This is a genomic window from Paenibacillus sp. Negev47 (assembly GCF_058313655.1).
Genome location: NZ_CM177754.1, coordinates 729,071 through 742,785 on the forward strand (window position 1 = coordinate 729,071; position 13,715 = coordinate 742,785).

13 protein-coding genes are annotated in these 13,715 nt (G+C 47.0%); 8 read left to right on the forward strand and 5 right to left on the reverse strand.

The genetic code is table 11. The features are described from left to right. The first annotated feature begins 314 nt into the window (after nt 1–314). The 3 genes from AC4G47_RS03325 (at nt 315) to AC4G47_RS03335 (ending at nt 5,414) form a co-directional block, all read left to right on the forward strand. Entirely contained in the window at nt 315–2,075 is a 1,761-nt protein-coding gene (locus tag AC4G47_RS03325) for a sensor histidine kinase (RefSeq protein ID WP_491104748.1), read from the forward strand. Then, nucleotides 2,050–3,642: a response regulator transcription factor gene (locus AC4G47_RS03330; RefSeq protein WP_491104750.1), complete on the forward strand. Its 1,593-nt coding sequence runs from the start codon at nt 2,050–2,052 to the stop codon at nt 3,640–3,642. The genes AC4G47_RS03325 and AC4G47_RS03330 overlap by 26 nt, the downstream gene beginning before the upstream one ends. Before the next feature lie 119 nt (nt 3,643–3,761). Further along, nucleotides 3,762–5,414: an extracellular solute-binding protein gene (locus tag AC4G47_RS03335; protein ID WP_491104751.1), complete on the forward strand. Its 1,653-nt coding sequence runs from the start codon at nt 3,762–3,764 to the stop codon at nt 5,412–5,414. Between the two features lie 66 nt (nt 5,415–5,480). On the opposite strand, the gene AC4G47_RS03340 is transcribed toward AC4G47_RS03335, so the two are convergent. Further along, nucleotides 5,481–5,723: a DUF7662 domain-containing protein gene (locus AC4G47_RS03340; RefSeq protein ID WP_491104752.1), complete on the reverse strand. Its 243-nt coding sequence runs from the start codon at nt 5,721–5,723 to the stop codon at nt 5,481–5,483. A 353-nt stretch (nt 5,724–6,076) separates the two neighbouring features. On the opposite strand from AC4G47_RS03340, the gene AC4G47_RS03345 reads away from it, so the two are divergent. The 5 genes from AC4G47_RS03345 to AC4G47_RS03365 all read left to right on the forward strand — a co-directional run bounded on the left by AC4G47_RS03345 (nt 6,077) and on the right by AC4G47_RS03365 (nt 10,997). Beyond that, entirely contained in the window at nt 6,077–7,792 is a 1,716-nt protein-coding gene (locus AC4G47_RS03345; RefSeq protein ID WP_491104753.1) for a DUF6138 family protein, read from the forward strand. 341 nt (nt 7,793–8,133) lie between these two features. Beyond that, entirely contained in the window at nt 8,134–8,967 is an 834-nt protein-coding gene (locus AC4G47_RS03350) for a hypothetical protein (RefSeq protein ID WP_491104754.1), read from the forward strand. Nucleotides 8,968–9,012: 45 nt separating this feature from the next. Beyond that, nucleotides 9,013–9,975 carry a hypothetical protein gene (locus tag AC4G47_RS03355; RefSeq protein ID WP_458124181.1) on the forward strand — a complete coding sequence of 321 codons (963 nt, stop codon included), beginning with the start codon at nt 9,013–9,015 and terminating at the stop codon, nt 9,973–9,975. Nucleotides 9,976–10,026: 51 nt separating this feature from the next. Beyond that, nucleotides 10,027–10,728 (forward strand): hypothetical protein, encoded by a 702-nt coding sequence (locus tag AC4G47_RS03360; protein ID WP_491106632.1) that lies wholly within the window; start codon nt 10,027–10,029, stop codon nt 10,726–10,728. Then, the gene (locus AC4G47_RS03365) at nt 10,728–10,997 is read left to right on the forward strand and encodes a DUF4176 domain-containing protein (protein WP_458127354.1); all 270 of its coding nucleotides are present in this window, start codon (nt 10,728–10,730) and stop codon (nt 10,995–10,997) included. Before AC4G47_RS03360 ends, AC4G47_RS03365 begins: the two co-directional genes overlap by 1 nt. A gap of 59 nt (nt 10,998–11,056) precedes the next feature. Here AC4G47_RS03365 and AC4G47_RS03370 read toward each other — a convergent pair whose 3' ends face one another. From AC4G47_RS03370 to AC4G47_RS03385, 4 genes are all read right to left on the reverse strand, one after another. Beyond that, complete coding sequence (locus AC4G47_RS03370) at nt 11,057–11,332, reverse strand: WXG100 family type VII secretion target (RefSeq protein ID WP_145325876.1); 276 nt, start codon at nt 11,330–11,332, stop codon at nt 11,057–11,059. Nucleotides 11,333–11,552: 220 nt separating this feature from the next. After that, the gene (locus tag AC4G47_RS03375; RefSeq protein ID WP_491104755.1) at nt 11,553–12,254 is read right to left on the reverse strand and encodes a stalk domain-containing protein; all 702 of its coding nucleotides are present in this window, start codon (nt 12,252–12,254) and stop codon (nt 11,553–11,555) included. A 200-nt stretch (nt 12,255–12,454) separates the two neighbouring features. Next, entirely contained in the window at nt 12,455–12,661 is a 207-nt protein-coding gene (locus AC4G47_RS03380) for a hypothetical protein (protein ID WP_458124179.1), read from the reverse strand. Between the two features lie 296 nt (nt 12,662–12,957). Then, on the reverse strand, nt 12,958–13,590 hold the full coding sequence (locus AC4G47_RS03385) for a nitroreductase family protein (RefSeq protein WP_458124178.1): 633 nt from the start codon (nt 13,588–13,590) through the stop codon (nt 12,958–12,960). Nucleotides 13,591–13,715 lie beyond the last annotated feature (125 nt).

Here is a 13,715-nt window from a genome sequence, read left to right on the forward strand (position 1 = left end):
CGCACCGGCGTATTGGTTGTTAACGGTTGTTCGATAGCCATCAGGGTCCCTCCTTTATCTCGTCCAGCCCTGGCATAATGAGGCGAGTATGCCTCTGTACAGAGTGGAGCAACTGAATTATAGCAACGGAAAAGGGCGGACTATAGAACAACATTTCAATGCGGATGTTGAAATATTAACTTGTTGATGGAACAGGAGATTACAAGTCACAGGAAAGCAGGAGAACAAAAAATCATATAGAATTGTAAGGGCTTTCAATATAAAATAGGACTTCGGGTGTAGAAAGACTTCAAATTCAGGGACAGGGTGAAACAATGAAATTCACAGTATTTGCGAAGACGGTCATTCTTCTAATCTGCCTGCTGGTACCCATTCTGCTGCTGTATACATACGCGAACCAGGCAAATGTGGACATGGTGGTGGAGGAGAAACAGCAGTCGAGTCTGAACCAGTTCAATTATTTCAGTTCCCAGGTGGATAAAAATATCGAGCAGCTCTCCCTGTATGGTCTGACATTGCTGCGAGATCCGAGTATCCTGCACTACCGTTACATGACGGACTCCACCAGCCAATATGAGAAGAACAGTATCTATCTGGATATTCTTGACAAATTATCACTGTACCAGTCCACCAGCCGCTGGAAGAACGATATTACCATTGTGCTGCCACAAGCGGAGCTTGTGTTATCCACCATGTCCAGTCGGACGGTCTACAACGAGAAAATGTTGACGTTTCCGCAACCGGGCCAATGGCAGCTGGAGCAGGGGAGTTTCACCTATTTTTTCACGGATAACTATGAGTGGAATGAAGAACCGGTGAACACAGGTGTGCGAACGGTGATGGAGATTAATTTTGATCCGATGAACGTGGTTGCCATGCTGGATGATTTTAAAGAGACGCAGGGCGGAGATCCCTTTTTGCTGGTACCCGGTAACGATCCGTTGTTGAACCGTACGGCGGACCCCGAGCTGGTCGAAGCGATCATGCGGGATATCCCCTTTAACGGAGCGGAGAGGGAAGGCAATCATCAGCTGGGGGTAGGCGACAAGCAATATCTGGTCAGTTACGTGCACTCCAAACAACTGCAAGCGGTATACGTGAACCCGGTGGTATTGGATGACCTGTTGAACCCGATGGATAAGAGCCGAAATATGTTTATTACATCCATTCTGTTACTGCTCGTGCTAAGTATCGGGGCTGCACTTCTTTTGTATAGAAAAGTTCAGGTGCCCATCCATCGTTTGATGAGAGGGCTGCAGCAGATTCGCAAAGGCCAGTTGTCCACTCGGATTCCAGTCGATCACTCCCGTGATGAATTCGCGTACCTGACCCAGAGTTTCAACCATATGGCGGAGCAGATTCAGGAACTGATCGAGAAGGTATACGAGGAACGTATTCGCTCACGGGAAGCGACATTGAAGCATCTGCAATCACAGATCAATCCGCATTTCCTGTACAACTGCCTGTTTTATATCAAAAATATGACCCAGCTCGGCAACCGTGAAGCGGTTATTGCCATGTCGCTAAGCCTGGGTGACTACTATCGCTACATTACGCGAGGCGAGAATGACATGACGACAGTAGAAGAAGAGATCCGGCTGCTGGACCATTATCTGTCCATTCAACAGATGCGGACCAACCGGCTGACCTACGAGATCGCCGTACCGCAGCAACTGATGCAGCTTCATATTCCGCGACTGCTCATTCAGCCGATCGTAGAGAATGCAGTGATCCATGGCATTGAGCCGATGGAAGGCAGTGGGCATGTCATCGTAACGGGTATGGCGGTACCCGAACGTATTGAAGGTCGGATATATACAAGATATAGCCTGTTTGTTGACAATGACGGTGTCACGCTGACAGGGGAAGAGATTGCCGAATTGGAACGGGAGATCAATGAACCGATGGGCGAGGAGATTGGAACAGGCACGTGGAATGTGCACCAGCGTCTTGTTACGCGATATGGGCTGTCGTCCGGGCTTCATTTTGGAGCGATTCCGTATGGTGGACTTAGTGTAGAAATTCGATGGTTTGAGGAGGAACAAACGTATGATGAATCTGATGGTCGTGGATGATGAACATTCGGCAGTAGAGTCGATTGCTGTCTCGATACCGTGGAGAGAACACGGGATTGGTCAAGTATACAAAGCCTATTCAGTCAAAGAGGCCCTGGAACATATGGCAGCATATCCAATTCATATTATTATTACGGATATCCGCATGCCGGGTCTGTCCGGTCTGGATCTGGTCAGTCATATCCGGCAAAAGTGGGAACAGACGAAATGTATTATTTTATCGGGTCATGCTTCCTTCGATTATGCGAAGCAGGCACTCAAACACGGAACGGTCAGTTATCTGCTCAAACCGGTTCGGGACGAAGAGCTGATCGAATCCGTACAGCAGGCTGCTGTGCAGATTCGTCTGGAGGGTGAGAAACAGTTGCTGCACCAGCGGGCCATGTATTCGGTGAGGGAGCATCTGCCGGAGAAGCGAGCGGAGCTGATGAAGGATGTGCTGTTAGGACATAAATTTGCGGATGCAGAACTCGTAGCCAAGCTGGAGCAGCTGGAGATCGGATTCCGTCCACAGGATAAAATGCAGCTGCTGCTCATCCGTTATGATGACCACCAACCTACACATAAAGCGTTTCGACTGATGAAGTACGCCATCTCGAATGTGGTGGAAGAGATCTACGGCAGTACCTATCATCTATGTCATACGGATGACGCCTACGATGATCTGGTTTTCATGGCTAGTCCAAAACAAACTCAGGCTGAACCTGAAATGCGAATGGGCCGACTCGGGGAACGACTGCTTCACAGTGTGAGGCAGTATCTGAACGCGACCATTTCCCTGTCCGTTAGTCGTATGGGACGTTTTCCAGATCAGGTGCCGCAGCTATATCATCAAGCCGTGAGTGCGCTTCGCAAGCAAGCCGAGGCAGGCAAAGGATTGCATCTGAATGCGGCAGCAGGCTCCAATGGGGCCACGTTGAAGTCACTTGCAGCGCTGTATGAACCGCCGGGTCTGACCACGTTACTGGAAGCGGGGCGGATGGAGGATGCACACCGTAAGATTGATCAGATCTTTGCCGAACTGTCGAACAGTGTATTCCCGGAGCATGTGTATGTGGCTTTTCATTATTTGGCGGCGGCATTTTCCTATATGGCTCATCGGGAAGGAAGGCAGTTAGCCGAAGTCCTTGGTGATCAGTACCAGCAGTTGCTTAAGGACGGCTATGGCATCTCGCTGCGCAGTCTGGAAACGTGGACTCGGTCTGTGATGCAGCAGTGGGCTGAGAGCACCAGCGATGCGGGACAGGACGCCGGATCAACGCTGATCAGGCAGGTGCAGCAATGGATCGACCATCATCTGGGTGAGGATCTATCGTTGCAGGTCATTGCCGGAGAGGTGCATCTGCACCCGGTATATCTGTCGAAAATGTACAAACAATCCACAGGTGAAGGCATTAGTGATTATATTATCCGTTCCAGAATGGAACGGGCCGTTCATTTGCTGAAGCATACGGCGATGAAGATCTATGAAGTCGGTCAGGAAGTGGGGTACAACAACACGCCTTATTTCATTCAGGTGTTCCGCAAACATTATGGACTGACCCCGCAGGATTTTCGGAACGGTTAACAAATCAATATGAACATTGAAATTGTGATATATGTTTGCCTCCCCGGCTGCACTATCCTTTTCATGTAAGGTGCATTTGGCACAAAGGGTATCCAAGTTACCTGAGGAGGGGTTAGTTCATGTATAGAAAAATGATGACGACATTGCTCGCAATCACGATGGTTGCTGTAACGGCATGTAGTTCGGGGACCAAGGAAGAACCGGCGAAGGAAGCCGCTGCACCACTTGCTCTGCAAGACGGGAAGTATGAACCGGCGGTACAGATGAGCTATTTACGGGCCTGGAATGATGATACGAAATTCAAGAACGGGGAAACGGCTCAGAACAACGTGCATACGAAATGGGCCAAGGAACGACTTGGCATCGATCTGACCACACCGTGGGCTGTATCGGTGACCAACGATGCATTTTACACGAAATTGCGCCTGTCCCTGTCGGCTAACGAGGAACTGCCGGATATCGTCTCCATTCGGGGAGACTACAATCTGGTGCGGGAATTAATTGAGTCCGGCAAATTTGCCAATGCAGGCGAGTTGTTTGACCAATATGCTTCGGACACATGGAAACAGGCTTCTGAATCGGCACCGGAGGAATGGTATCCGTACATGTATGAGGGCGAGCGTTATGGCATTCCAATCTTCGATTATGCCTACAACGGCGATTCAGTCATGTTTATCCGGGAAGACTGGCTGAAGAAGTTGGGACTGGAAGAACCAAAAACGATGGATGAGCTGGTTACGGTCATGGATGCTTTTACGAATCAAGACCCGGATGGGAATGGCAAGAAAGATACGTATGGTCTTACCGTGGGCATGAAGAATGCGCTCAATACCTGGATGACGGAATCGGGCTGGATCTTCGGTATGTATAACACCATGCCTGGACAGTGGAATGATGCCGGAGACGGAACACTGCATTATGGCTCCATTCAGCCAGGTGTGAAGGAAGGTCTTGCGACGATGAAAGATTGGTTGTCCAAAGGCTACCTGCCCAAAGAAGCGGGTGTCTATGACGAGATCAAGGCAGCAGAACTGTTCACCGCAGGCAAAGCTGGCATTATCGTGGGGCCACACTGGATGCCAAACTGGCCGATTGATGATGTGAAGAAAAATGTGGATGGTGCCACGTACAAGGCCATTGCTTTGCCTACAGGACCAACAGGCGAGAGCCACCAACATGGTTCTGGTGCAAGCAACGGGGTGGTGCTGATTAACAAGGACATGGCGAATCCGGAGATTTTCTTCACGTATCAGAATTATCTGTTCGACAACTTTGCCAATCCGGAAGTGGGCAGCGAGTTCGAACATGGCTTCGCGCAAGGATATGACTATGACATCGTGGATGGCAAAGTGGTTGGTGAAGCCGAAGTGAAGGACGGTGTATCACCACTTAAATATACGATTACGTATGATGGTGCACGGATTCCGAATCTAATGATGGATACGCTGGCGGAACTTGCGAAGGGCAAGGAGCCGGAGACTCCTTTTGAGAAGAATACGAAGATTGCCAACAAACCCGAAGTATTTGCAGCTGCTGAAGTCGTCGTTGCGAATAAAGATAACGCGATCAAGAACAAGTTCACGGGAGCACCGACCGAGACGATGAAAATGAAGAAGGATGCGATCGACAAGCTGGAGAAGGATACGTTCAGCAAGATCATCTATGGACAGGTGGGCATTGAGGAATTTGATGCGTTTGTGACAAAGTGGAAGTCCATGGGCGGCGATGATATTACAGCGGAAGTGAACGAGTGGTATAAGACAGTCAATTAACAAAAAAAGCAGGGGAGAACTGATGAATTCATCAGTCTACCCTGCTTTTTTTGTTTCTCATACGTATTATGACTCGCAGCGCACAAAAGTAACGTGTTTTCCTAAAATCACATTCTCCACCTTCCATCCGGCATTTAACCAGGATAGTGCCTGTGTATGATTATTGGAGTTATTCACCCACCATTGCTCGCGGTTATACGCTGTAGGGGGTAACGTAAACCCGAGAATCTCCTCGAGCTCTGAGTATGTAAGGGTGATTGAAACCTGATTCAGATAGTTTTCCAAGGGGAAGTATTTGCTGTAGCTCATTTAGTCGGACCTCCTGAAAAGGAATACAATGATTATACAACGTGGGCATGATGATAGCGAGAGCCTGCCGCGTCACTTTCCCTTGACGTGCCCCGGCACGCCTGCGAAAAACTCCCTTGCCTGGAACGAAAATTCGGCAAAATCTGCTTCCTTCGGAGTCTTCAGACACGCCCTAGCGAACAACCGTGCATAAGCCTTATTGTTCCCGTTGTACTTGAGAGAGTAAAATAATAGGTAATATACGAACATCAATACGTATTTATAACATAAATACCTCGAATTGAATCGGGATTCATAGAGGTTCAAGTATGGTTGATAAACATCATAAGATGCGTGGGAAAGTAGGAGATTAGATGAGCACACTTTATGATCAGGCGATGGAAGAGATGATTACGACGATCCATGAATGGTTTGATGAACAGGAGAAGCGGGATGACTTGGAAAGTGTTGTGAAGCGAACAACGCTGCAAATGGGCATCTTCAATGATATTGTACTGGATTATAGACCTGGACGGACCACAGTAGACAGTCTGGATCTAGGTCTGGATGATGGTTGGAAATCGAAACAGGCAGGGGCCTTTACCGAGGAACAGGTACGTAATGAGATCGGGCCTAAGCTGGTAGAGGTTGTCCAAGTTAGATTGGACAAGCTGGCTAACACACCGTTGATTGACTACCGCTTCACCTTCCGTGGGAAATTCCCAACAACCGAAGGTAAGCTGCAATTGACGTTACTGGAATATATTAATGAAGAGAAAAGACAGCTGCTCCTTGAGCGTATTCATACCTATGTAGACAAAAAGCTGGAACATGGTACATATCCGACGAAGCAACTGGAATCTTTCTTTTTGACGGGGCATCTGCTCGATCCTAAGCTGTTCCCGGAGTTGGATGCAGCATGGACCATCCGGCAGTATGACCGGATTCAAGAGTTGAATCAGGGTCGTCCGGATGCACTGGCAGAACATCGTGGTGAGATTACTCGTGCGGTGACGGCATGGGCAGAAAATCAATTTTTACCACAGTATTATGATGTGCAATCTTCAGCATATCGTGCCAATGAGTATTCACTAAAACCAGGAGCAACGCTGGAGTCGAACGTTGAGACACAGGCAGGCCAACACTTGGACGAGCCTCAGAAGCAGCAAACACCCGGGTCTCAACCAATCGATCTGCTGTTGTACGCAGCAGTCATGATTCTACGTTTTGAGCCCAGTTACAGCAAACCCAAAGGTCTGACTTTCCTGGAACTCGCGAAGCAGCTTGGTAGCCGTCGTGCAGTAAGCATGCTGACAGAAGGTAGCGGTACGTATGCGAAGGACGATATTCATGTGAAAACGGAACTGGTTGAATGCAAAGCAAATGATGTATTTGCCCTGATGAACATTCACATTCGTAAGGAAGAGCCGGGTGCCTATCAGCAGGCAATTACCTTTATCACGCATTTATTGAAGCAGGGCTTTCCGAAAAGTTATAAGATCAAGCTCAAATCTGGCGTAAAGCAGTATCTGCCGATCAAAGGACTTGCGAAGTCGGATACCCACCGATTCTTTGCCAATGCACTGGAGTATCCGGAGCTGCATCCACTCCTGGAAGAGTATGCACATGAGGCTATCCAGGAGTTCGAGTTCTACGAGGATACCGAGGGCGAGAAGAGCTGTATGCCAGGCAGTTATGCAACCTTTGGGCTGGGGCTCGTGAATGAGCGGTATTTCCCGCTGGTTGAATATTACATGGGCGAAGTGGATGATGAGCATCAGTTAATTCAGGATAAATTCATTGCGGCATTTGTGGACAAACAGGGTGTAACGCTCCAATCCATACCTGCGTTAGTCGCCAGCTTGCGTCGTGCGACAGATAGTCTGAAGCTGAAGATTCAGCCCGTGCTGGAGAATGATGAAATACTAGAACGGTTGGTTAGACAGATTCAAGGGCTCGAACGTTATGAAGCAGAACGTGTGCTTTACCCGATCTTTGGCAAGGTGGAGAAGCTCACAACGCTGGCTCGCAAGGCTGAAGGAAGACGGAAGGAATTATTGCTCGAACTGTTGCAGTCGGCAGGGAAATAAAAGTGTAAGCAAGACAAGTAAGATTGTGCTGTGCTAGTAAAGCATTCTAGGGAATTGGAGTTGTATCAGAAAGGGGGGAAGTCGTGGAAGCATTGAGTCGAGACATGTGGCAGGCGTTGAATACTCAGGAGAAAGAGGCTTGGATACATAAGCTTGTTCATCAGTTACCGGATGGTAGGGCATGTGCCTTTTTCTATTTTAGTGGGTATATATAATCAGGCCTAACGGCTTAAGATCAGGAGTGGGGGCGCATTGAGCCCAGCCAAGGTTCCTTTTACAATAAAAGAATAGAATTTTTCGCCAACCTCTTTAAATTGACATCATGGAAAAGGGGAATGACCTTGCCTTCATATACATCGTTTCAGTGTTCCGGCCGTGAGGCCTTGTTTCTGTTTCAATTGATGAATATTCCGGAAGCGAATCAGCTGCTCGCGGATCTGAATGACCCGGAATTACAGGGTGAACAGGCACAGCTTGTTTACGAACAGATTCTTAGAGGTCTTGTTGAAGACGGTGTTATGGTGGAAGACAACAAGCAGATCACCATAGAGCCGCAGGTACATAACCTGCTTACAGGCTGTAAGCTCAGCAGTGCAATAACCCGACTCGAATTGCATGCAGCAGATGGGAAATCGTCGGTGACTTATGGATTTTTGTCAGGTACGCAGATGGTTGAATGGCTGTGGAAGCCTGTAGAAGACCAGACGGTGCTAACATCTTTTGATGAGTTGCAGGATATGTTACAAGTCATTGGCAATCGGATTGAACTACCCGACCCATCAGCATCCAATAGTAATCCTGAATCACAGGATACGATTCGTACAACCATCCAGGGAGAAACGTTGAAGCGTCTGTCCGCGTTGGGGATGGATTCATCCATGGAGAAGTTCGCGTCCATTTTGCAACAGGACGATCATCTGGATCATACATCATTACAGACATTGGCGAAGGGCTTTGCCGCGCTTGAGAAGTGGGGGCAGTTCGAGGTGTACACCCGGGGACAGGAAGGACAGCCACAGACCCTTTATTTTATAGGCAGCACCCAAGGTAACTGGTTGTTCCTTGAAGGGGAAAATTCCAGTCTGTTTACAGCATTTAAGGTGACGGAAGAAGAATTGGTGCAAAGCCTGTTTCTGTTAACGACGCGTTCGTTATATGTACTGCCCGGAGTTTAAATCCAATATAGACATACATAAATGTAAATCAAGGGGGGAATCCAGTTGACCAAAATTGTCATGAAGGCTGACTACTTGAACTCACTCGCACAGCAGATTGAACAAGTGACGGCACAGCTGCAGCAGGTGGACGGTGTTCTTCAACACGCCATTCAGGGAGCAGCCTGGCAGTCGGGTAATCGACAGACTATTATTGGTTTGTACCAGACCCATCAGCAGCGGTTTCAGACCGCTGGACAGAGCATGCAGCAGCTGGCTGCGTATGTAAAGACGACTCGGGAGAAAATGGAACAGGAAGATCAGTCGGGTGGTACATTTGGCCTTACGGGTGTTAACCTGCTCGCACCATTTGACGGACCCGGAAGCACAGTAGGTACGCTAACTGCGGCTGCGGCTGTAGCCAAACTGGGATATCGGGTGAAAAATGGCTATATGGTCAAGCAGGAGCTGAATCGAAACACACCACGCATTTTGGTTCGCGAGAGCTACGATTCAGTGAAGGGGAATCCGTTGGTAAACGGCAGACCAAGGGACTACAAAATCCATTATGTACGTGACATTGAAGCCAAAATAGCAAACGGAACAGCCACGCCTCAGATTAAGGAAATTGCCTCGATGATGAAGCCGGGTTATGCAGTCAAATCCGCCTTAACGGACAAGCTGGGCTGGGCCAGTGTTGGCATTGATGTATTCACGGATACACAAGAGAACATCAGCCAGAATGCATCCGGTGACAAGATTGCTGGTGATATCATCGGTAATGTTGTCGTCGGTGGGGCAACAACCGTGGGAGCAACTCTCTTGGCAGCGGCTATTCTGCCTGCGGCGGCGCCTGTCCTAGCCGTAGGTGCGGTCGGCCTGGGTGTATCCGTAGGTTTGACGTATCTTGCAGAAGGGGTAACCATGAATATGGATTTGGATGGCGATGGGCAGGATGATTCCGTGAAGGATGTTGTGAAACATGGAGCGAAGAAAGCCTGGTCTACCGTTAGCGGGTGGTTTAAATAGATGAAGCGTCATACACGATCTGCCAAGACTTCCAATACTGCCGAGTCTGCCATGTATGAAGGAACATCCTACAACCGGGATGCATTCGAGAACTATCTTGCGGTATACGCCGTGGATGGAATTCGTTTCAGCGCAGGTACGCTCGTACTTTTCTTCCTAAATGTATTTCTGCTGATTCCGGTGTTTAGCGTTCCGGTTCAACTTATGTACGCATATATACTACTGCCGCCTCTGGCAGTGATGAATGTGTGGGCCATCGCACTGATTGTGGCTCCCCGCAGGCTGCAATTGAATTATGTCCTGTTTCGAGGTGTGTTTGGTATCGTATGTTCGTTGGGGTTTATGATTATTATTCAAAAGTTTGCCTACGGCATGTTAGGTCTCACAACACCATGGTATGCGATTGGTTCGTTTGTCGTATACGGTTTTGCATTCTTTCAGTATGCGAAGTTTCATATAAACAGATTGAAGCAGTCACCTAACAGTCCCAAGTCTGAAAAGGGCTCTCGTATGCCTGTTGCGACGCTGACCCTTTTGACTGGCGGGGGTTACTTGCTGGCTAATATTTCCCTGGCCTTTGTTACAGAACAGACGGTTGCTGTTGTACTCATGAGTGTGTATATCATGCTGGCCTTTGTTGTGTTTCATTTTATGATGGATGTACATCGGTACTACTGGCTTCGCCGGGTGCTGAACACGCCTGTGAAAGTCCAGGGTAACACATCACAAAATACAGAAAGGAAGATTACATGATGGCAAACGAAACATCTACCTTACTGCCTAATGGCTCCGTGATTCGGTTGAAAGAAGGTACCAAAAAGCTCGTCATCTACGGACGAAAGCAGATGCTGCTAACTGAACCGCCGCGTCAATTCGATTATATTGGCTGTCTGTATCCTGAGGGATACATTAATCCGGATTACACATATGTATTTAATCATGAAGATATTGAAGAGATCATTTTCAGAGGATATGTGGACGAAGAGGAAGAGGCTTTTGTAGCGGAGCTTGAGAATAAGTAACTTTATGGCACTTTTATCTTTTTTTATATGTGAAGGAAAATAAAATAAACGGATCAGTCCTAGCGTGACTGATCCGTTTCGCGAAAACGCGTCGCTGTCTGCTGAAGACTGGTGCTGGTTTCCTGTAAACCGCGCAAATAATGACTGATGTTCGTCATGCTGTCATTCATACGCCCGAGAAACTCCCGCTGGCGTTCGCCTTCCCACTGTCCCTCAGACTGATCGATCATCGTTTTGAGTTGGGCAAGAATATCTTGTCCGTTCTGGGATGCCTTGTTGAACTCACCTGCAAGTTGTTGCAGTTCTTCTGGGGACAGATCAATACGCTGGTTCATGGGGTACACTCCGTTTCGCTTCTGATGTAAGATGCTGTACACTCCATTATAACCCCATCCTTTTCAAAATGTAGCTGGACGAAAGCCTTGTTTTTTGAATAGCTAAAATTCGTCTTACATAGGACAAAACACACATCATATCAGCCCTTAATCATAGAGGGGGACCGAGATGATGTGCGTTTCTGTTTTATTTCTATTCTTCTATTCTTCTATTTATCGTTTATTTTACTTTTTGTACGGATACCGCGATTTGCTCCAGTTGAGTGTGAGTGAATTGGTTATTTGGCGAGCTAAGGGTAACGTAACGATCATCCAGTTGGAACGTGAGCATATCCGTTTGATCTGGTGTATACCATTTGGCGGATACACCATTAGGCAGTTTTACCGTTTTACCATCATAGCTGAACGAGTAGTCTTTAGGGGATACCGTTACATTCATGCGATTGAAAACAAAGTTTACACCATCACCGCCCGCACCTACGCTTTTGAACGTATCTCCAGCAACCATATGTTGTGGGGCATAGGCAGTTGTGAACCCATCGAATTGTGCAAAAGCCTTTTGAATTGCCTCTTTTTGTGCTGCGCTATATGTTACATTGGTCAGAGTTGATGGATTGCTTGTCGCTTGGCCGATCATGACCTGTCCCTTTTTGCTGTCATAGGATACGGGTACATGCAGCGCATCAGCAAGCGCGCGTACGGGCAGATAAGTGGAATTGTTATAGGTAATTGGCGCAAGTTTGTTGCCATTGCCGTCCGTTGGTGTGTACGCCGCGCCATCGACATTGAAGCTAATTCCATGGTTAAGGTATGCAGAGATTTTCTCCAGTTGCGTTCCGGCAAATACGCCCGTTGCTCCTGTCAATGTCATGCCAAGTACCATCATTGTTGCTACGGATTTCTTCATGTTTTTTTTCATCATCTATCTCTCCTTCAAGTTGGGGGTTGTTTTGTTTTATGGGCTCGCTGTCCCTTATGGCTTTATATTAAACCCCAAACATATCCAGAATAATTCTGTATTATCTCCAACTTGTAAACATGTGCATGTAGACAGGAGAATATAGAAAAGAACCTGAAGCTACTCAGCATGTTTGAACGTATTCTTTGCTGAATTGATTATTTTCAGTTAAAAAGATAGAGGATAAGTCCGCCCATACCAAGTACAATCGCTCCAGCGTATACATAGGTAAGTTTGCTGAGGTTTTGCTTTGTGCGTCGGTCATATTCGGGGTTACTGGTCTGATTGGCTTTCGAATTTCCAATAATCATGGTAGCAACACCTCCAAATAAGGCGATACCCACAATTAAAACATAAGGCAACCAGGTCATGATTGGACCTCCTTCACCAATATAATATGATTTGTCTTTATTGTACTTCAGGATAACCTTTTATGTAAGCTTCGGTTGATAAAAAAAGGAAGAAAAATGGGAGTGCGACTGTATTTATAAATAAAGATGGATGCACGCAAGTACCTCTGCGTTTCATTGCTGAACTTCTGAACGGGGACGTGAAATAGGCACAAAAAGATGGATCCATTATGCTGACTAAATCCATGTAATAGTAAAGATTTAATAAGATTAAAACAAAAAGAGCTGCCCTATACGGCAGCTTTTATTTGTTGTTATCATAAGGAGGTCATTGTATTTCGATACATAATTTGATGAACAGGATGACGTACCGTCTGATGTCCATTTTTCGTACCTTTACCAACAGCGATCAGCATGACATCCAAGTATCTTTCAGAAATATTCAGGCTGGCTTTTAATTGTGCGGAATCATAACCTGACATCGTGATGGTTTCGAAACCAGCTTCATTGGCGAGCAGAATGAATGACATGGATGCTAGGCTTACATCTCGGGTTAACTCCAGTTTCAGCTCTTCATCGGATTTATTTGCATAGTATTGTATTGCCGCATTCGCCAGATAATCTCGGAGTGATGCATCAAAAAAGCCCGACTGAAATCCTTCTTCATGAATGTTGATGATGTTATCCGCTTCAAATGCTTGATAATCCCCTAACATGACGATCAAAGCGGAAGCATCGATCACCTGTTGCTGATTGTAAGCAATAGGTAGTAATGCGCTCCGGAGATCGGGGTCATCAATAATAAGATACCGGGTCGCTTGAATATTATTCCCATTGGGTGACTTGCTTGCAGATTCAATGAATGAAGTGAGAATCTCCGGGTGTATCGTATAACTTGAATCAAAATGTCGAACGGAACGCCTATGTTTCAAAACGGATTGTACACTCATGAATTCATCTCCATCGTTGTTATTTAGGACTCCCTTGAATTATAGTAGGCATTAACAAATGAGAAAATAACGCACAAAAAGGTGGGATAGCCACTTTAAAGTATCTATTGAGGAGGAACGGCACA